General features: G+C 47.7%; 21 protein-coding genes. 12 read left to right on the top strand and 9 right to left on the bottom strand.

All coding sequences use genetic code 11. From position 1 onward, the window contains the following. The 3 genes from ACN4EG_RS14440 (at nt 1) to ACN4EG_RS14450 (ending at nt 1,987) form a co-directional block, all read left to right on the top strand. Nucleotides 1-591: a chromophore lyase CpcT/CpeT gene (locus ACN4EG_RS14440; RefSeq protein WP_431630421.1), complete on the top strand. Its 591-nt coding sequence runs from the start codon at nt 1-3 to the stop codon at nt 589-591. Nucleotides 592-789: 198 nt separating this feature from the next. Then, nucleotides 790-1,020 carry a hypothetical protein gene (locus ACN4EG_RS14445; protein ID WP_431630423.1) on the top strand — a complete coding sequence of 77 codons (231 nt, stop codon included), beginning with the start codon at nt 790-792 and terminating at the stop codon, nt 1,018-1,020. A gap of 46 nt (nt 1,021-1,066) precedes the next feature. Continuing rightward, entirely contained in the window at nt 1,067-1,987 is a 921-nt protein-coding gene (locus ACN4EG_RS14450; RefSeq protein WP_431630425.1) for a HEAT repeat domain-containing protein, read from the top strand. Between the two features lie 161 nt (nt 1,988-2,148). Here the strand turns inward: ACN4EG_RS14450 and ACN4EG_RS14455 are convergent, their stop codons facing one another. The 6 genes from ACN4EG_RS14455 to ACN4EG_RS14480 form a co-directional block, all read right to left on the bottom strand. Further along, a complete protein-coding gene (locus tag ACN4EG_RS14455; protein WP_431630427.1) occupies nt 2,149-2,763 on the bottom strand; it encodes a HEAT repeat domain-containing protein in 615 nt (204 codons plus the stop codon). 52 nt (nt 2,764-2,815) lie between these two features. After that, entirely contained in the window at nt 2,816-4,126 is a 1,311-nt protein-coding gene (locus ACN4EG_RS14460; protein ID WP_431630429.1) for a HEAT repeat domain-containing protein, read from the bottom strand. Between the two features lie 299 nt (nt 4,127-4,425). Beyond that, nucleotides 4,426-4,920, bottom strand: coding sequence for a globin family protein (locus ACN4EG_RS14465; protein WP_431630431.1), 495 nt, complete (start codon nt 4,918-4,920; stop codon nt 4,426-4,428). A 224-nt stretch (nt 4,921-5,144) separates the two neighbouring features. Then, complete coding sequence (cpeB, locus tag ACN4EG_RS14470; protein WP_431630432.1) at nt 5,145-5,699, bottom strand: C-phycoerythrin subunit beta; 555 nt, start codon at nt 5,697-5,699, stop codon at nt 5,145-5,147. A gap of 291 nt (nt 5,700-5,990) precedes the next feature. Then, nucleotides 5,991-6,224: a zinc ribbon domain-containing protein gene (locus ACN4EG_RS14475; RefSeq protein ID WP_431630434.1), complete on the bottom strand. Its 234-nt coding sequence runs from the start codon at nt 6,222-6,224 to the stop codon at nt 5,991-5,993. 95 nt (nt 6,225-6,319) lie between these two features. Next, complete coding sequence (locus ACN4EG_RS14480; RefSeq protein WP_190573936.1) at nt 6,320-6,490, bottom strand: NblA/ycf18 family protein; 171 nt, start codon at nt 6,488-6,490, stop codon at nt 6,320-6,322. Nucleotides 6,491-7,086: 596 nt separating this feature from the next. Here ACN4EG_RS14480 and ACN4EG_RS14485 point away from each other — a divergent pair. The 9 genes from ACN4EG_RS14485 to ACN4EG_RS14525 all read left to right on the top strand — a co-directional run bounded on the left by ACN4EG_RS14485 (nt 7,087) and on the right by ACN4EG_RS14525 (nt 14,040). After that, nucleotides 7,087-7,677, top strand: coding sequence for a phycobiliprotein lyase (locus ACN4EG_RS14485; protein WP_431630435.1), 591 nt, complete (start codon nt 7,087-7,089; stop codon nt 7,675-7,677). 107 nt (nt 7,678-7,784) lie between these two features. Further along, nucleotides 7,785-8,339, top strand: coding sequence for a hypothetical protein (locus tag ACN4EG_RS14490; protein WP_431630436.1), 555 nt, complete (start codon nt 7,785-7,787; stop codon nt 8,337-8,339). Nucleotides 8,340-8,647: 308 nt separating this feature from the next. Further along, a complete protein-coding gene (locus ACN4EG_RS14495) occupies nt 8,648-9,394 on the top strand; it encodes a phycobilisome rod-core linker polypeptide (RefSeq protein WP_431630438.1) in 747 nt (248 codons plus the stop codon). 353 nt (nt 9,395-9,747) lie between these two features. Then, complete coding sequence (locus ACN4EG_RS14500; RefSeq protein WP_431630440.1) at nt 9,748-9,951, top strand: hypothetical protein; 204 nt, start codon at nt 9,748-9,750, stop codon at nt 9,949-9,951. A 792-nt stretch (nt 9,952-10,743) separates the two neighbouring features. After that, nucleotides 10,744-11,262, top strand: a complete 519-nt coding sequence (locus tag ACN4EG_RS14505; protein WP_431630441.1) for a phycocyanin subunit beta — start codon at nt 10,744-10,746, stop codon at nt 11,260-11,262. Nucleotides 11,263-11,375: 113 nt separating this feature from the next. Next, nucleotides 11,376-11,864 carry a phycocyanin subunit alpha gene (gene cpcA / locus ACN4EG_RS14510; protein WP_431630444.1) on the top strand — a complete coding sequence of 163 codons (489 nt, stop codon included), beginning with the start codon at nt 11,376-11,378 and terminating at the stop codon, nt 11,862-11,864. A 74-nt stretch (nt 11,865-11,938) separates the two neighbouring features. Further along, nucleotides 11,939-12,751 (top strand): HEAT repeat domain-containing protein, encoded by an 813-nt coding sequence (locus ACN4EG_RS14515; protein ID WP_431630447.1) that lies wholly within the window; start codon nt 11,939-11,941, stop codon nt 12,749-12,751. Nucleotides 12,752-12,766: 15 nt separating this feature from the next. Further along, nucleotides 12,767-13,390, top strand: a complete 624-nt coding sequence (locus ACN4EG_RS14520; protein WP_431630449.1) for a HEAT repeat domain-containing protein — start codon at nt 12,767-12,769, stop codon at nt 13,388-13,390. Between the two features lie 65 nt (nt 13,391-13,455). Continuing rightward, nucleotides 13,456-14,040, top strand: a complete 585-nt coding sequence (locus ACN4EG_RS14525; RefSeq protein ID WP_431630452.1) for a globin family protein — start codon at nt 13,456-13,458, stop codon at nt 14,038-14,040. 135 nt (nt 14,041-14,175) lie between these two features. Here the strand turns inward: ACN4EG_RS14525 and ACN4EG_RS14530 are convergent, their stop codons facing one another. The 3 genes from ACN4EG_RS14530 to ACN4EG_RS14540 form a co-directional block, all read right to left on the bottom strand. Beyond that, nucleotides 14,176-15,456 (bottom strand): Zn-dependent hydrolase, encoded by a 1,281-nt coding sequence (locus ACN4EG_RS14530; protein WP_431630454.1) that lies wholly within the window; start codon nt 15,454-15,456, stop codon nt 14,176-14,178. Between the two features lie 125 nt (nt 15,457-15,581). Next, entirely contained in the window at nt 15,582-17,852 is a 2,271-nt protein-coding gene (locus ACN4EG_RS14535; RefSeq protein WP_431630456.1) for a calcium-binding protein, read from the bottom strand. A 96-nt stretch (nt 17,853-17,948) separates the two neighbouring features. Continuing rightward, nucleotides 17,949-18,422, bottom strand: coding sequence for a helix-turn-helix domain-containing protein (locus ACN4EG_RS14540; protein WP_431630457.1), 474 nt, complete (start codon nt 18,420-18,422; stop codon nt 17,949-17,951). Between the last annotated feature and the right edge of the window lie 304 nt (nt 18,423-18,726).

Consider the following 18,726-nt stretch of genomic DNA (forward strand, 5'->3'; position numbering starts at 1 on the left):
ATGCAGGATTTAATCACCCTATCCCAGTGGATGGCAGGAGATTTCAGCAACCAAAAACAGGCCGCAGAAAATCCAGTGCAATTTGCCCACATTCATATCTTCTTTCGGCCCCTCCCCTTCGACTTTTTTTCAGGCATTGGATTTTATTCCGAACAAGTTTACGACCACGACCTCTGGACCCCCTATCGCCAAGGCGTCCATCGAGTCATCCCCCAAGGCGATCAGATTTACATTGAAAATTACGGCCTCAAGGATTCCATTCGCTATGCCGGAGCCGCCCGCGAATTATCTATCCTGCATACCATCACCCCCGATTGCCTAGAGCGGCGCTATCACTGTTCCATGGTCTTTCGGCGTGACGGCGATCGGTTTCTGGGACAAGTCGAACCCGGCAATCGCTGTTTAATTGAACGCACCGGCTGTCAAACCTATCTGGTTAGCGAAGTCGAAGTCACCGCCACCACTTGGGTCAGCCTCGATCGGGGTTTAGATGTCAACACCCATCAACAGGTGTGGGGATCAGAATCCGGGCCACTACGCTTTGAAAAACAACAATGCTTTGCCCATGAATTAGCAGCCCCCTCCTCGTAAAAGATTGCGCTTCTTCAATCGCAGCAGACTAGCCAAGGGATACTAAAATCTGAGAAGATCCAAACAGGCAATTTCCGCCAGCTACGGTGAATCACCCATCCGCAAAAGAAGAATCTTGAACAAAAGAATCTTGGTAGCTGCGATCGAGAACCATCATCTTTGACAAGTTTTAGAAAACATTCACGGAAATTTTTCACAATGACTCAAGCATCAGAAACCACCACCCTGCAAGCCACCGCAGAAGAACTTTCCGAAGTCATTACCGAATTAGAACAATATCGGGAACGGTTATTAAACGACACGATCGAAACCGCCAAACGAGCCAAATTGATGAAAGCTGCCGTCATGGCCCAGCTAGAACCGGAATTGGCCCAGATCGACGCCACCCTGGCCCAACTCCGACAACAGCAAGCCAACCTCACCGCCTAGGGTACACCGAGCCAGCCTAGACCCAACCTATCGCCCTATCTCAGCCATGACCCAGACCATTCCCGTCATCGATCCAGCAGAAAGCGATGCACTGCTGCACGTCGTTCGGCAACAAATCACCCTCGACACCTTCGATACCACCGATCGCGACCTGTTAAAACGCATGGTGGAATGCCTCGGAGACACTAGGGGCGTTGTGCGGCTCGGGTTTGCAGAAAGTTTAGGCGAAATTGGTGAACCCGCCACACCCTTTTTGATCGAAGCCCTGGCCCAGCACAGCAATGTCGTCGTGCGCCGTGCCGCCGCCAAAACCTTGACGATTATTGCCGATCCCACCTCCATTCCCCCCTTAGTCCATGCTTTGCTCCACGATGACGATACCGTCGTCAAAGGATCATCCGTCGGAGCCCTAGCCCGCATGGGAGAAGCCGCCGTCCCCGTCTTGCTCGATATTCTGGCCTCCCCCGATCTGCCAGAAAGCACCAAAGGTCATGCCGCTTGGGCCTTAGCCTTTATCGGCGCAGAGGCCAAAGATTTGCTTTACCGCCACATTGATTCCGATTCCATTGATATTCGCTATGCCATTGTCGGCGCGATCGCCAAAGTTGCCCAGGAGCAGCCCCAGGAAGACAAAGCCTTTCAGGTCTTGCTGGCCGCTTTGGATGACGAGTCAGAAATTGTGCGTTTCGAAGCCGCCTCCGCCCTCGGCAACCTCAGCTACCAGCCCGCCATTCCCCCCCTAGTCACCCTACTGCACCACGAATCCTGGGAAAGCCGCAAATCCGCCGCTCTGGCCCTTATGAAAATTGGCATGGGGGTTCATACCGCCGCCGATCGCCACCAAGCCCTAGAGCCCCTAGAAGCCGCCCTTCCACAGGAAACCGAAGCAGCGGTGCAAACTGTTCTGAAACTTGCCATTTCCCAAATTACCAACCGAATGCAACAGCCAGAAGACGATTGGGATTGAAACTGGGCATTTTGGAGAAATTGCTGTGTCAATGCTACAGACCTGATTCTTCTACCCCCGCCTTAAAAAAGGGTAAATTCAGCCAAATTTTTTCAAAGTCCCCCTTAATAAGGGGGATTTAGGGGGATCGCTATGGGTTGCAATCACCAGTTAATTGGGTATTAAGCATCCGATCGCTTGTATTTGCGCACTAAATCCAATCGCGCCAGAGAACTCGTCGCCGACTCCCGCACATAGGTATCCACCGCTTCATCCTGGGCAAACTGCGTCAGAATATCCACCCCCCGCCCATCATCGATCGACGCCAGCGCATTGACGATCGCCACCTGCACCGCAATATTGTCCGTCGTTTTCAGGGCATGCACCAAAATATCAAACGCTGGCACCCCAATTTCACCCAACGCCATCACCGAAGCAATGTGCACCACCGGATTCGCATCCCCGATCGCGATTTTGAGGCCCTGCAAACCCCGTTCAGGGAACGGTTCATCCGGATAATTTACTGCGACCTGGGCCAACGCCTTCGCACAACTGCCCCGCACCGTCACATTCGGACTATTCAGCAACCCATCCACCAGCCAGGGCACCGCATCCGCCCCAATCACCCCCAGCGTCTTCACCGCCGCCCGACGATAGACCACATCCTCCTCATCCAAAACCGCCATCAACTCCGCGATCGTCGTTTCATTGCGTGTTTCCGCAATTTCTACCATCGCCCGGTTCCGCAAATGGGGATTCGGATGCTTCAGTTGTTCAAATAAAGGATTAGCCGTCATCATTTTTCTCGAAGATTGTCAGGTTAAAAAATTAGGTTACAAAATACTGTCATTACACCCGCGCCACCAATGACGGCACACAGGTCGCACGCGCACGCACCAGCCAGTCCGCATCATGGGCAGCCCGATCATGGGCACCGCGATCGCCCAATTGTTCCAGCGCCATCAACGCTGCATATTTCAAATCCCAAATCGGCGTTTCTAAACACAACTTCAACTCAGGAATCGCACGGGCATCCCCCAGTTCCGCCAATGCCAGCGCCGCCGCCGCCCGAGACTTTTGGAACTGCGGTTCACGGTTATGTAAAGCCTGAATTAAGAGGTCATAAACCGAAGCATCCCGCAGCCAGCCCCACAGCTTCACCACATGGTAGTGGGCACCATAGTCCGTATACGCTTCCGCTGCATAGGTTTTCTGCAAAGCCGCAGGCGCTTCCGCTGCATAATGCTCCAACAGCGTCTGCGTCGCTAAATAACACCGCCCAAAATCCGTTTCATACAACTCCCGAATCGCAAATTCCAACGTCGGTAAGCGATCGTAGGCATGGACAAGTTCCAAATCCTGGGGATGATCCCGCAGCACTTGATCTAAATAGGGTTGAATCTCCGCAAAACTTAGCGGTTGACTCGCCGCAGGCCGATCGCCCAGATCCTGACACCCCGCCTCCGCCAGCAGCCGAATCCCACGCAACCGAAACACCAACGACACCGGACAGCGCGCGATCGCCGGAATCGCTCCATAGTGTCGTGCATCAATTAAATCCTGAATCGCCAACCGCCGCGTATAGACATTGCCACTTTGCAGAAACGCAACCACCGCAGCCATCGGCCCATAGTCCCCCGTAAAGCGGCAGACCGCCGAGATCGCAGCACTGGCCACCGTTTCATCCGCCGCCGTCATAAAGGGACGAATCCGATCCAGTGCCGGAACATAGTTCAACTTCGCCAACGTATGAATAATCACCCGGTAGAGTTGATTCGGCTTAGCCAACAACTGCGCCATCGCTTCCAAAATCTCGCAGTCATCCGTCCCGATTTCACCGATCGACCAAACTGCATTTTCAACCGTGTAACAATCAGCAGCATCTAGACATTGACGAATGATCGGCAACGCTTGTTTTGCTTTTAGTTTTCCCAGAGTCTCGACCGACTTGCGACGGACAATACGATTCTCTAACCGATCGTCCCTATTCTGAATCGCACGCATCAGTGCCGCAATCGATCGATCACTGGGAAAATTCACCAAATGGGACGCCGCAATATAGCGAGAATCCTCTTCACTCACCTGATCCGGCGGCGTATCTAATAACGCGATCGCAGCCTCTTCAGACAGATTAAATAAATTTAAAAAACGCTTATCCATAGCAGGCAGAAACCGGAACGCCAGCAAACGATCGGACGAGAGCAACCCAACCTTAATCTAGATTAATACAACCACTAGCGCATTCATCCAATCTCAGATTGATCTCAGACTGATCTCACAGGACAAAATACAAAAATCTTAGTGACTTCTAAAAGAACCGGAAAATCAATCGATCTCCCTATCCCCAGAAATCACTAAGAGCCTTACAAAGACTTCGAACAATAAATTAGATTCGAACAATAAATTAGAGCTGAATCACAAGTTTCCGCAAATTCTAATCAACTGCAACACTGCCCCAATTAGGACAGAGAATTGATGACGTAATCTAGCAATGCATTGTACTCAGTCAGCGCTTGAGGCGACATATCGCGAGGGGCACAACCCCGGTTCCGAGCAAAGCTCAGCGCTTCAACGTAGGGAGCCGTCGGCAGATTCAGTGCACGATACACTTCACGACCACCTGCAATCCCCCACTCATCCAGAGGACCCGTACCCCCCACAACTAGGCAGTATTGGATCAGGCGCATGTAGTGCTTGATGTCGCGGTGGCACTTAGCCTTGAATGTATCGGTGGAGTTTGCTTCTCCAGCATTATTCAAGTAAGGATACTTCTTGATGCAAGCCTCATAGGCTTCCTTCGCCACTGCATCAATGTTGCTAGCTAGCTTCTCAGCCGCTTCCAACCGGGCAGCAGCCCGCTGGATAGAACCTTGTACAGACTCCAGGTCAGAAGTGCTAGGAAAACGACCCGCTGCATCAGCCGATGCAATCACCGTTGTCACAACTGATTTCATGTCTTAATTATCTCCAGACTTAACTTGATTAGATGTAGATTTCAACGAACGAGGTAATTCCGCAATTGCAATAAAATGCAATGTCACAACAATTCGATCGCAACACCAAACTGGCGACAGTCAAATCACAAGACCTGGAAACCACCATTGGTGCATTGCAATTAAACGCGATCGAGAATCCCTCTTTCTGGGAAAAATCGAAGAGATTGCTAATCCTTCAGGAACTAGCTGAGAGCAGCCATCACGCGATCAAAGTAGCTGCTGGCTTCAGCCACCAAGCTAGCGCAACGATCTTCAACCACGGGAGTTCCCATCTTACGCAACCTAGCACCAGCACGAGCTTCGCTGGGGTTATCAGCAATGTGAGCAGCCGCTTGAGCCTTCATGATTTGCACAGCACGCACCGTCGAAGTCGTAGGGACACCCAACGCAGCGTAGGTTTCCTTCAAACCATTCAAGCAACGATCATCCAATACAGAGGCATCTCCAGCCAGTAATGCATAGGTGACGTAGCGCAGAATGATTTCAGCATCACGCAAGCAAGCAGCCATGCGACGGTTAGGGTAGCAGTTTCCACCAGCTTGGATCAGACCTTGGTTTTCGCAGATCATCCCAGCAACCGCATCAGACACCATGCAGCTTGCATTCGATGCGATCGCATTCACTGCATCCAACCGACGGTTACCAGAAGCAATATAAGACTTCAGGCTAGACAGGTCAGAAACACAAGAAGTGCTGGCATCAGCCGTAATAACGGCTCTGGAAAATGCGTCAAGCATTGAGCTCTCCTTAGATTTTTATAGAGACGTTCAGATCATTGTTTTTAGGAATGTTCTAGGTATGGCCATATCAATGACAAGACCTGCAGCAGAGGATGTTACACGCTGATCTGCTAATCGTTCCTAGAACATCACTTTTTGGATGGATTCCCCAAGCCTTGAGGAGCCATTAAAACCATAGACGGCAAGGTCGAGGCTAGTCCCCAGGATGAGAGACAAAGTAACAAACCGTTACAACCAATACAGAAAGAAACATATCGCTATGAAACTCCAGTGACCTACTCCCGACACTCATGCTGACGCATAGAGCGCGGGCTTCTCAATAACTCCAGCTATTGCTTCGGATGTTCCCTGAGCGTTAAGAACGGAATGACCTACCGCTCTGTGTGTGATGTTAATTGCTGCATTCTGGCCATGGTCTAGAGAGCAGCCGCCATTCGGGCATGCGTGCCAACGGTCGAAAAGTTGCTTATTGATTTTGTGACCGCAATTTGAGCAGTCTTGAGATGTGCCGTTTGGATTCAAATAACAATCGCTGTCGCAGGGGAGCCTTTTGTGGCATGCCCTGGGACAGCGATCAAAATGTCTATGAAGAAAAAGATAGAGCGCGAACCAGAAACTTAGATTGTTTGCTTGATCAAGTGACGGATGACATTGTCCTTAATCATCAGTTGACGCATCACTTCTAACAACACTTCCTGGGCTTGCTCTTGGGAAAGTGCTTTTACCTGATCTTGATACACCGTCAGGTTGAATTGTTGTTCGAGACTGAGATCGAGAGGGAGATCCATAGCTTTACTCCTCACACACAAAGGTTGGCTGGGCTAATACAGACTTTGATATCTAGAAACCAAACCGTTTGGAGACCGGGAAGACCCTAGACAAGAACACTGTTGAAATCCGAAGAATTTAATCAGGTGCACTGACTAGTCGGTCTAATGAACTGCATTAATTCAGTTTTAATCGATGAATTGGTGATTTGTAAATTATGGTAACACGTGATTGACAAAATGTCCACTATATCCACTTCCGTAGCATTGGTTACCAAATCCCAGGGCAAGCCTTGTCAACCTCAGAACTGAGCCGCTTGTGTTGGACAAACCGTGATGACTGCTGATTGTCTCGGCTTCTTTGAAGGGCACTGGCCTATACACCAGAAAACCCAATTTGAATAGTCACTGCAACATAGTCACTGCAACATGGTCGCTGCAACATAGTCACTGCAACATCTGTTGAAATTTGTACAAAGTTGATGCTCCATTCTTACTGTTCTTTGGATCCAGTAATTTATTAAGAAGCAATTCATCCTATGATGGACGCAGGGGTCAATCCTGTTTGAGCTGTATTTTGAGCTGCTGATTTTTTTTAGATTTTTTTGAGGGCTGCGATGAACGCACTAGAGTTTTTTCAGAAAAGTGCTGGGCTATGGCGATCACAGCGCACAACACATCATCTTGCCTTTAAACGCGCGGAGCGGGGAGGCTCCCAAATCCGGGTGGAAGCCTTAGATCACAACCATCCCCGTATTATTGATGTTTGTAAAATGCATGACATTGACCCTGATTTGGCGATCGGGGGAGCCTATGTCAATTGGCAGGGCACTATGCAATGGGACCGCGAAGATGGCGAACAACACGAAGGGGAAACGGTGTTTGCACTCGTGCCAGACGATGACACAGGACGCCAAGGCCGACTCCTCCGGGAACGCGGCTATGCTGAAATTGTGCCGGTGGTTGGACATTATGAAATGGATGCGGAAAATGGGTTGACCCTTTTAACTGAGTATGAAACGATGAGTTCCTCCGAGCGGTTCTGGTTCGCAGATGACAATACCCGCGTCCGCACTAGCACGGTTAAGCGCTTTGGGGGCTTTAGTACGGCGACGTTTTGCACTGAAACTCGCATCAATGAGGGGGATCCTGATCCAAACCCTGATGCAGTGAAGCCAGAAGTAATTCCCTCCTGCTTTGGCTGGTAAATCCTGGAGGAACAGGGCGCTCAATCCCACAGAAAACCCTATCCCTGAGGGATGCATACTCCAACAATTAGCATCCCTACAAGCAGTCCTTTGGTGACCTACGATCGATGTCTGAGCGCATGCTGACGCTTCCCTACCTTCAAGAAATGCAGGGGTATGCTTTGGTACCCGGCATGGTTAATTTCTTTGAATTAAACCCTGACCGATTAATCATTTTTGATTGGATCCAGGCTAACATCCAACAAGTTAATCACCAGTTGCAACAGTATCTCTATGCCTGCCACGCTTGCTTTAATCCAGATGAACAGCCTGCCTTACAAATTTTTGGGGTTCCCCTCAGTCCCTACTTTGGCGTGGATGCGTTTTGCAATTTCTCCTCTCAACCCATGACGATTTTGATCGATGTCGGACGGGTGGAGCCACACCTTTGGCTAGGATTGGTGGCCCATGAATATGCCCATGCTAAAGTCGGTCTACCTGGGCACGATCGCGCCTTCGCTGAAGTCTTAAATCACCTGTGCCTCGGCTTAGGATTGCCCTGTCCTGGCACAACAGAAGCACAACTCAAGCACTATCCCGGCGGGGCTGCAGTGATCGATGCGATCGCCTTTTGGAGAGGCTCTCCGGGCTATTCCCAATCCACCTTGGCCATCAGCAATTAACTGGATTAGCTGGATTAACTGGATTAGCTAGATTAGCTGGATTTTTAAGCGATTGCAAAAGGAAGACGAGATCGAGACGGTCAACTATCGATTGTTGACTAAATCAAGACGTTGATCAAAACACACTGATTTCACAAGAAACCCGAAAGTGCAGTTCTGGTCGGTGACAGAAAGATCCTATCCTCAGATGAGTTAAGTCGTTAAGTTTCATGAATTGTCTCAAGGAATCTGAGATTTCCGTTTCCCTGTTCCCGTAAGATGTACCTTAAAGCTTGATGAACTTTGATTAAGATCACGGAGGCTCTAGCGTGGCTCTTCCCCTGCTGTCCTACGCTCCTACGACTCAAAACCAGCGGGTTGCTGGCTATGAGGTTGGGAGTAGTGACCAACCCAGACTGTTTTCTACCGATAATTTGCTGTCTTCGAGCGATATGGATACGCTCATTGAAGCAGCTTACCGTCAAATTTTCTTCCACGCCTTTGCCGTCGATCGGGAGCGTTTCCTAGAGTCCCAACTGCGCAATGGCCAAATCACTGTCCGGGAGTTCGTTCGCGGTCTGTGTTTGTCGAATACGTTCACGAAAAGCTTCTACAACCTCAACAGCAATTATCGCTTCGTTGAACATTGCATCAACCGAGTCCTGGGTCGTGCTCCCTACAACGAACAGGAAAAGATTGCCTGGTCGATCGTGGTCGCTACCAAAGGACGGGCGGGCTTCATTAATGAGTTACTCGATAGTGAAGAATACCTGACCAGTTTTGGTGACAATACCGTCCCCTATCAGCGGCGGCGTACCTTGCCCTCTGGCGCGACGGAGGTGCCTTTCAATATTCAAAATCCTCGCTACAACGAGTACTATCGCGCGAAACTCGGCTTCCCTCAAATTATTTGGCAGTCTACTGTCAAGCGCTTTACGCCCCAAGACCAAAAGTCCCAGTCTGGAAACCCTGCTGGCTTCTTGGATATGGCTCGTAGCCTCTCGATGCCTCCTGTTGGGCAACCTGTGGTTTCAGCGTTGAATGTTGATTTTATTAATGGGGTGCCTCGGCGATAAGCTAAGCACTCATTTCGATCTTCAGATCCTCTACCCCTGCATGGGGGTGGTTAGTCTTTCTGAGATGATCTGATATCTCTCTGACATCAATAGTTTTGAGAAAACGGTTGGCTATCCATGGCCAGCCGTTTTTTTGACCTCAAGTTTTTTGTCTAGAAATTAGATTATTTTGAATTCGCTCTACCATAAATGGGTGACCAAATGTCGTTTTTAACAAAAATTGGTTACTATAGGACACAATTTCATCCACCACTTGGCTAGAGGATGCTTAGGAGATGGAAATCGTTGCTTGGCGGTCTAGGGAGTTAGATCTCTGCTAAGGCCACTGTTTGATTCTTTCTTGAAGGTCATCTATGGAAAACCAACACCCACCAGGGGAAATGATTTGGAGATTGCCGGGGTCTGACGAAATTGCACTCCATCTGCGAACCCATCCCTCTGAACCTTGGCGACATTACAAAGATTGTCCGGAATTCGCTCAGCCCGATTCTCCCAATTTCTCTGAGGGCTATCCCACCTTTGTGGCGTTATTGAAAAAAAATTGGAAAGCGCTTTGAGACTCCGCTAGAACTTCTACGGAGTCTTTTTGCTAATCTGAGCTTCTTAACAACACTTCCTTGCGCTCTTGGGGGGAAGGGCGCTTTTTAGCGCTCCGATAACCTCTATGGGGGCGATCACGCCAAGGTCGATCGCGCGGAGGGCAATCTCGATCCGGGGGGAGGGGGAAGCGAAATAATGTAGGATTGGGGCTATTAGGCCGATGAGTTTTGAGACAATTCGTTTTGGGACGATTGATTAGCTTTGGGGCGATCGCTGCGGCGTTTATCCAGCTCTTACTTTATCCTTCAGAGAATTTAATGCTTTGAACTGAAGAGAATTTAATGCTTTGAACTGACTGGTTGGCTCTACAAGTTCTACAATCACGCTGGCGTTAGTCGCTCAAGACACCGTTTTTTTAATGCTCTAAAATGAACTTCTGTTAAGAAATGCCAAGTTCTGAGAACTTGTAACAAATGTGGCTCCAATGGCGTTGTATAAAGAGATCCTGAAGGGGGTCAGAAACAAGCAATTGTTGACTAGCTGATTCAAGCTCTGACCTTGAACGGAACGTTCTCATCCAAGGCAAAGGCTTTCTCATGATTGAGAATTGTCCGAGTTTGCGGAGACCCTGAGAAAATCGCTCCTTTCAATATCGCTGATGGCGCTGGGTTGAGACCAAATGGTGTACTCATTCGCGCAGGCTTGATTCCTTCCAGGCTGCTCGAGCAGGCTGACATTTACTGAGCGAAAGCTCATTCTGAAGCAAAATAAACATTTACTCATCCAAGTAAATTTAGGAGATTTCAAAAATGCTAGACGCATTTGCAAAGGTTGTTTCCCAAGCCGATGCGCGGGGCGAGTACCTGAGCGCTGCTCAGCTGGATGCTCTGAGCGCTATGGTTGCTGATGGCAGCAAGCGGATGGATGTTGTAAACCGCATCACGGGTAATGCTTCGACGATCGTTGCGGATGCTGCTCGCTCTTTGTTCGCTGAACAGCCTCAATTAATCGCACCGGGGGGGAATGCTTACACCAGCCGTCGCATGGCTGCTTGCTTGCGCGATATGGAAATCGTTCTGCGCTATGTCACCTACGCGATCTTCGCGGGTGATGCTTCTGTTCTCGATGACCGTTGCCTCAATGGTCTGCGCGAAACTTACCTCGCTCTCGGAACTCCCGGTGCTTCCGTTGCTGTCGGTATCGGTAAAATGAAGGATGCGGCTCTGGCGATCGCTGGCGACCGCAATGGTATTACCCAAGGCGATTGCTCTGCTTTGATGGCTGAAGTTGCTGCTTACTTCGATAAGGCTGCTGCTGCTGTTGCTTAGTTCTTGACCATCTAGGGTTTCCTTGGGAACGCGCTTCTGTTCTCTTGATCTCACCCTCGATTGTCGCTAAAAAATTTCAACTCAAGGCTTTTTGTAAACACTGGGAGATACTAATGAAGACCCCTATCACTGAAGCAGTTGCAGCTGCTGATTCTCAAGGTCGTTTCCTCAGCAGTACTGAACTGCAAGTTGCTTTCGGTCGCTACCGCCAAGCGGCTTCTGGTCTCGCTGCTGCTAAGGCGCTGAGCGAAAAGGCTGCCTCCCTCGCTGAAGGCGCTGCGAATGCTGTCTACCAGAAGTTCCCTTACACCACTACCATGTCTGGTAATAATTTCGCTTCTACCGCTACTGGTAAAGCGAAGTGTGTCCGGGATATCGGTTACTACCTCCGTATGGTCACCTATTGCTTGGTCGTCGGTGGTACAGGTCCTATGGATGATTACCTCGTCGCGGGTATCGCTGAAATTAACAAGACCTTTGACCTCGCTCCTAGCTGGTATGTCGAAGCTCTCAAGTACATCAAGGCTAACCATGGTCTCTCTGGCGATGCCGCTGTTGAAGCGAATTCCTACATCGATTACGCCATCAATGCTCTCAGCTAATTTACCCTGAACCCTTGATTCATCTTACCCGGAGGCAACGCCTTCGGGTTTTTGCTGTACTCGTTAAAATACCTATGCTCCATGATTCCAACTTCCAATTTGCTGAACCCCTCACACTAGAACAGGCGTTGGCCAATCTCAAAGGCGATGACTTGGGCCTCCGATTCTATGCCGCTTGGTGGTTTGGCAAGTTTCAGGTTAACCATCCTGAGGCGATCGACCTCCTCATTCTCGCCTTGGAAGATATGGACGACCAGACACCGGAAGGCGGGTTTCCCCTGCGACGCAATGCAGCACGCGCCCTAGGTAAACTCGGAGATCAGCGGGCAGTTGCACCTTTGATTCAGGCGTTAGATTGTTCTGATTTTTATGTCCGAGAGGCAGCGGCCAATTCGTTAGAGTTATTACGAGATCAGACGGCCATTCCCCCCCTGCTGAAATTAGTACAGTCTGGGCTTGCAGATGGACAAGTGAATCCATCCACGGCCAATTCACAACCCTTTGATGCGTTAATTGAAGCCCTTGGTGCACTCCAGGAAACCCAGACAGTACCGTATATTCTGCCGTTTTTAGACCATCCACTGGAACGAGTACAGTATGCGGCAGCCCGTGCACTCTATCTGTTGACAGGGGAAGAGAGGTTTGGTTTTCTCTTAGTTGAGGCCCTCAAGGGTGATAACTTGCAACTCCGACGGACTGTCCTGTCTGACCTTGGTGCGATCGGATTTCTTCCAGCCGCCCAACCCATTGCTCAAACTTTAGCGGAAAATAGTCTCAAGTTAGTTGCACTCAAGGGCATCCTGGAAGCTCAGATTGTCCCTGGGCATCTGGGTGATCTTTCTCCCCAGGTAGGAGAAGTGTTGGAGTTGATGGATTCTTTGCTGTAGTTGGAATTGGGTAGCATGTCTTCTGCATTTGCTTTAACGTTACTCCACAACATTGAACAGGCCGATTCTGCATCCAAGTTAGCGGATGCGGTTCAACAGTTGGCGGATGCTGCCATCCCAGAAACAGTACCCCACTTGATTAAAGCCCTTGGTTACAATAATCCGGGAGCAGCCCTTGCCGCCATTGAGGGTCTGGTCAAAATTGGCTCACCTGCCGTGGAGCCCTTGTTGAATTTGTTGGATGATTACAATTACGGTGCGCGGGCTTGGGCGATTCGAACCCTTTCTCTGATCGGTGATCCGCGTGCACTGACTGTCTTGCAGGAAGCTGCCCTAACTGATTTTGCGCTGAGTGTTCGTCGGGCGGCGGCTCGGGGCCTGGGGTTTATCCATTGGCCCAGTCTGGCCTCTGCACAGGATGAGATTCAGAAAACGATCGACGTCCTTTTACAAGTTACCCAAGATCCAGAATGGGTCGTCCGTTTCGCAGCCACCACAGCCCTCCACCACCTTGCCACGCTGCAACCCACATCTCAGATTTTCGAGCATCTCCACAGCCTCACCCACAACGACCCCACCTTGGCCGTCAGAGCGAGAGCACAGTGGGCCATTCAATCGCTCTCAGCTCCACCACCGTAGAAGACTTCGATCGATTTTCGTTTTAGCAACCGACCTAAACTTTGAGATTAATGGGAATGGTGAATATGGCTGAACCCCTAAGCCCGATCGTCCAAGAACTGATCCTGAAAGCCAAAATTATGAACTTTCAGGCTTGGTTCCCAGCCCATCCAGCAGATTCCATTGCTTTGTTCCAGGCAGCGGATGACAACCATCACTGGCTCTCAGACGAAGAACTTGAGGCCATTGCTACCGCCGCTCCGAAGAAAGCACAATACATTCCCGCAGCCAAACAGTTACGAGACAACGCAGCAGACATTGTTGACCAAGCGAGAGCCTCTATTCTGCAAAAGTTTCCAGGGATTACGGAACCCGGGGGAGGGTTATACCCAGAAATGCGGGCAGAAGCTTGCTGGCGAGACTTTCAGCATTTTCTGCGCTCCATTTCCTACGCGATCGCTGGCAACATTCCCGACTATCTCAGTCAGCAGGGACTGCATTTTATGGAAGCGTTGTATTTGGAACTAGCCGTTCCTTTAGATGCAATGACGGCTGGGATTGATGCCCTCGCAGAAGCGTCCCAACCCTACTTAGATCCCAACGATTACAACAAGATCAAACCCTTTTTTCAGCATCTCTCTAACTATCTCTCCCATTTCGGGCAAGATTAACAACCCTAGATTAGGGAACAGCGCATAAATAAAATCCCAATTGGGTAGGGGTAGGAGAGTAAAAGGGCAGGAGGGTAAGGGAATGAAGAGGGGATATTATTTCTTTGCAAATCCCTTAGCAGTATTGCTAGAAATTTAATCATAGCAATTATCTAACTGAATCAGCGTCTTAAGCAGTACCATTGCACCTTGTACACATTGCTGGTTGGAAGTGTATTCATCCACCGAGTGACTAATCCCCGATCGACTAGGCACAAAAATCATTCCCATATCTGTTATTCGACCAATTTCCTGCGCATCATGTCCAGCACGACTCGGCAACTCAAGCGTTGGGAGTTGTAATTGATTAGCCACGTTTTCAATCACCGCCATAATTTGCGGTGCCGCTAATGTGGGCTGAATATGGAGCGTTGGTTGGAGCGTAATTTCCGTTCCCGTAGACTGGGCGATTTTCTCACAAGCCGATCGAATTTGCGCGACCAATCCTTCTAAATGAGCCTGGAACAAATCCCGTAGATCAATGCGCAGATCCACTTGCCCTGCGATCGTATTCGTCGCATTGGGCGAAACCATGAGATACCCCACCGTCGCCACCTGATCTCCTGGGCTGGCCGTCGCAATCTGATTCACAGCCACCACCAACTGGGCCGCCGCCAGCAGCGCATCTTGGCGGGCATTCATCGACGTCGTTCCTGCATGGTTGGCCTGCCCCACGATCGTGACCGCAAAGCGATACTGCCCCACCACACCCGTGACGACACCAATTTCTGCCCCAGCCGCTTCTAGAACACCACCTTGTTCCACATGCAATTCCACAAAGGCCGCCAAGTCAGAGCATTTTTCCCCAGTCTCCGTCAGTTGAAACCGCTTGGCCGTCGAGATTTCCGTCCAGTTCCCCCCCACGTTTTTTAGACAGGTTTCGATCGACGTTCCATCCAACCTCGCATAGAGCGCTGGATCATCCAACAATTCCCCAGCCATCGCCTTCGAGCCAATCACCGATCGCTCTTCATCGGTAAAGACAATTACCTCGATCGGGTGGCGCAGCCGCAGGTGGTTTTCCGATAACGTTTGCACCCCTTCAATGCCCGCCAGCACCCCCAGACAGCCATCAAACTTGCCCGCCACAGGTACCGTATCAATGTGGGAACCCGTTGCGAGGGCTGGTAAATCATCCTGGGTTCCTGCATAGCGACCAATGAGGTTACCCGCCGCATCCACCCGCACAGTCATCCCACCATCCACCATGCGCTGCTGAATCCATAGCCGTGCTTGAATATCTGCTTCACTAAAGGCAAGACGGCAAACACCGCCCGTATCCAATTGACCGATCGTCGCTAGTTCATTTAAGCGCTGTATTAAGCGATCGGCATTGATGGTCAGGGAATCGATCGATAAAGAGGGGAGTTGAGTCACAGTGGTTTTAGGGAATCATTCTCTACACTGCATACAGCATACAAAGAATAAATTCTGTGGGCAATGCAGCTAGTTTGAGAATTTAACAAGCTTGTAGAGGATATTTTTTTACTAGGAAGATGCGTTTAGGTAGAAAACGGTGGTTTAGCGATGCTCAATAGACTCAATTTTGTATCGTTCACTGATGTTGAGAACGGATTACTGAACAATGTTTGAGCCAATTGAGTATAACCATAGCTATCCAATTGTTGATCTAGATCTGAAAACGCCACATTTAACGGTTGCACGAAATTAGAAGCAATTACTTCAGCAGATTCGAAGAATTGACGCTGCGTTAAATCTAGGGAACTATCCCAAGTAAAAACTGTAGCCAGTACCTTGTTACTTGACTTGATGCTAATTTCGATATATTTCCTATCAACAGACGGTTTAAAGACTAAATCCTCATAGCTAATGCCACCTATGAGACCAAAGCGAGAGTTAGATTGGAAACCATAAATTTTGTTCTTCCCAGTACCAAGGCCCAGAAAGAAAATATTTTCTCCACCTTCATTCCAAATAACATTACTACCTACTGTAGTATCAACTAAGTTGAACCCATCCCATAGAGTAATGTGATTGTATCCATCACCTGCATTCACAAAGTTATATCCAGACCGCAGAGCAATTAAATCATTACCAGAATCTGATTGAATCCAGTTTTGACCATTTTCGATCACAATAGTATCATTTCCCAGCCCACCATAAATCAAACTGGTTCCATCCCGGATCATAATCCAATCTTCTCCAGCACCTGAAAAAATTAGATTTACCCCATGATCTACTGCAATAATATCCTCTCCTCGACCAAGCATAATTACACTATTACTTTCACTAGTAATAATTAAACTATCTTGGTCATTTGTTTGAATTAAGTTTTCACCTCGATAGACCAAAACAAAATTATCTAGCGTTTCACCATAAAATTGAATAAATGACTGATTCTTATGAAAAAAATCAACTATTGATCGTAAATCATATTTTTGAGGTAATAAACTAGCTATATACCCATCAAAAAGTATTTTTGTACTATAAAAATACATGCTGAAATATTTATCTACACGATATTTGTCAAGCAGTCCAGATTTTCCTCTGATTTCCTCTTTATAAGATCTGCGAAGATACTCAATGTAACTCTGATAAGTGAATAGCATTGGGAGACTAGGTGGAGCGACAGGATAAGCTAATCCAGGAGATGCTTGTGGTACAGCTACAGTTGGATTTCTAGCTTTCCAAGAAATACCATCAAGAGAAAATTCATCCCAATATCTTTGCTTCCCTATGCTACTTCTAGTAGATAAATCTAGCTCTTCACTTACTAAATTAGATAAAGCAGATGATACTATTTTTTTCAACACAGAACCCCCTGAACTTTGTACAAACTTCAGATAACTATTGATTTTTGATATAGAAGATTGACTTAACTCATTATTCACTTCACTAACTTCTAGATTAGTAGAAAAAAGAGGGGGAAATTCGATAGAAACTGGAGATTGAGCATCAAGTGAACGGACTGTTTGTAATAAATGCTGACTCTTTGTGCGAATAGAAGCTGGTTGACCGTGAAGATGTGACGACAATGGCAAATGATCTGATGCTACAGACTCAAGCCAATGCAAACCAAAAATTAGAATTGGTAATCGACCGATCGCTAGAGTATAAAGTAGCTGTTTTCCTCCAAATAACTTAGAAAAAGAGGACATTTTAGCTAAATTACGTGTTTGATTTTGTGTCTGAAATTCTGAGCTAGATCTATCATCTTGTTCGGATGGAAATATTTTTTGAGCAAGCACGGTTCCACTAAATACTAACCAAGAAGATGAAGATACTGTTTCTAGTTTTTTGTTTCCTTGTATTTCATCAATAAGATTAGTATAAAGCAGACTATAATCAAAATTGAGGTGTTGCTGAACAAACTGGCTAGCAGGTAAAACAACTAGCTCTTCATCTCCATACTCTAAGCGATTAGATAAAGTAATTGCATTGGGATCTTGAGGATCAGAGTTATTCCACGAGATATGCCAGTCAATTCCATTTTCAGAGGCAATTCGTAGATCTATCCCTGGAGCAGAAGGAAGGAAATCAAAAATCTTTGAAACTTCTTCTGGGATTTGCAAGATTTCTACTCGTTCTTTCAAGACATCTAGCAATTGCCTAATCAAGTCATATTGAGACCCCTCATATGCTTGCAGCTTAGCAATCCAGTGAGCACCAATAAAAATATTCGTTCCAGCTTCCAATAATTGATTAATAGTTTCAAAAAAGTGGCTCAAAGACTCTTCGCTAATTTGCTCGCTAGCTAAGACAATTGGAATACTTAATAAAACCATCTCAAGGCATAAGTTCTGCTGTGCCATTTCCCCGAGACGCTCCTTTACCGTGACCCTGACTTACGGTTTGAAGAAATCTATCACCACCTCCAAGAAAATTCAACCGTATTCTATGAAATAACGCTATTTTTTTATAGTCATAGTGGGGTTAACCTCAACTAAATCCTGCACATGACACCTCAGAATTCTACAAAGTTTGATAATTCTTGCAATTAACTCAGCACACTTATGATGATTTTCCCACGATTTTAAGGTCATATCTGTAATTCCTAGCCTATAAGCCAATACTCTCTGAGTTAATCGTTTACGTTCTCTCAATTCTTTGATATTCGTTTTCCAGTCGGGCTTATCGGAAATATCAAAATAGTCGAGAGGCTCATCACCCGGTAGAGGAGTAATCAAATCTTCAATCTCACATTCCAAAAGTTCACACAAGCGGATCACCCGTTGGAACTGGATTGCGCCCACTTTGCCATACTCCCAGTTCTGAATAGTTGTCTCCGTAACCCCTAGCTGAACCGCCAATTCTCGCTGAGTGACAACAATACCCTGCTGGTCTAGCTTACTGCGGAGCTTTGCCAGCGCAGAAGCATACACAGGCTTCTTATCCTGAGCAGTTGTATCTGAGGCGTCAGTAGCCTTATTTTTTGAACTAGTCTGTCTAGTTTTTGAAGACACTATTATAAGGTAACTGTACTTAACTCAAGTACATTACCGTAACTCTTAGCCAAAATCAACACATTAAGAAAAGGTAAAAGTCTGCAATAAAATTAAATTTACCAACTATTGACACCAAACATTTTTTACTAAATAATTATATCTATCCAACTAATCAATTAGAAAATTACAGAACAATCAAGGCAACTTAACTACTCAGGCTCTAAATTTAGAATTTAAAATT

Source organism: Alkalinema pantanalense CENA528 (assembly GCF_050753345.1).
In the GTDB taxonomy this organism is placed as follows: domain Bacteria; phylum Cyanobacteriota; class Cyanobacteriia; order Leptolyngbyales; family Leptolyngbyaceae; genus Alkalinema; species Alkalinema pantanalense.

Bases quoted from the DNA above. Each gene is read 5' to 3' on its own strand.
- ACN4EG_RS14440 (WP_431630421.1), top strand. From the start codon at position 1: ATGCAGGATTTAATCACCCTATCCCAGTGGATGGCAGGAGATTTCAGC.
- ACN4EG_RS14445 (WP_431630423.1), top strand. From the start codon at position 790: ATGACTCAAGCATCAGAAACCACCACCCTGCAAGCCACCGCAGAAGAA.
- ACN4EG_RS14450 (WP_431630425.1), top strand. From the start codon at position 1,067: ATGACCCAGACCATTCCCGTCATCGATCCAGCAGAAAGCGATGCACTG.
- ACN4EG_RS14455 (WP_431630427.1), bottom strand. From the start codon at position 2,763: ATGACGGCTAATCCTTTATTTGAACAACTGAAGCATCCGAATCCCCAT.
- ACN4EG_RS14460 (WP_431630429.1), bottom strand. From the start codon at position 4,126: ATGGATAAGCGTTTTTTAAATTTATTTAATCTGTCTGAAGAGGCTGCG.
- ACN4EG_RS14465 (WP_431630431.1), bottom strand. From the start codon at position 4,920: ATGAAATCAGTTGTGACAACGGTGATTGCATCGGCTGATGCAGCGGGT.
- cpeB (WP_431630432.1), bottom strand. From the start codon at position 5,699: ATGCTTGACGCATTTTCCAGAGCCGTTATTACGGCTGATGCCAGCACT.
- ACN4EG_RS14480 (WP_190573936.1), bottom strand. From the start codon at position 6,490: ATGGATCTCCCTCTCGATCTCAGTCTCGAACAACAATTCAACCTGACG.
- ACN4EG_RS14485 (WP_431630435.1), top strand. From the start codon at position 7,087: ATGAACGCACTAGAGTTTTTTCAGAAAAGTGCTGGGCTATGGCGATCA.
- ACN4EG_RS14490 (WP_431630436.1), top strand. From the start codon at position 7,785: ATGTCTGAGCGCATGCTGACGCTTCCCTACCTTCAAGAAATGCAGGGG.
- ACN4EG_RS14500 (WP_431630440.1), top strand. From the start codon at position 9,748: ATGGAAAACCAACACCCACCAGGGGAAATGATTTGGAGATTGCCGGGG.
- ACN4EG_RS14505 (WP_431630441.1), top strand. From the start codon at position 10,744: ATGCTAGACGCATTTGCAAAGGTTGTTTCCCAAGCCGATGCGCGGGGC.
- cpcA (WP_431630444.1), top strand. From the start codon at position 11,376: ATGAAGACCCCTATCACTGAAGCAGTTGCAGCTGCTGATTCTCAAGGT.
- ACN4EG_RS14515 (WP_431630447.1), top strand. From the start codon at position 11,939: ATGCTCCATGATTCCAACTTCCAATTTGCTGAACCCCTCACACTAGAA.
- ACN4EG_RS14520 (WP_431630449.1), top strand. From the start codon at position 12,767: ATGTCTTCTGCATTTGCTTTAACGTTACTCCACAACATTGAACAGGCC.
- ACN4EG_RS14525 (WP_431630452.1), top strand. From the start codon at position 13,456: ATGGCTGAACCCCTAAGCCCGATCGTCCAAGAACTGATCCTGAAAGCC.
- ACN4EG_RS14535 (WP_431630456.1), bottom strand. From the start codon at position 17,852: ATGGCACAGCAGAACTTATGCCTTGAGATGGTTTTATTAAGTATTCCA.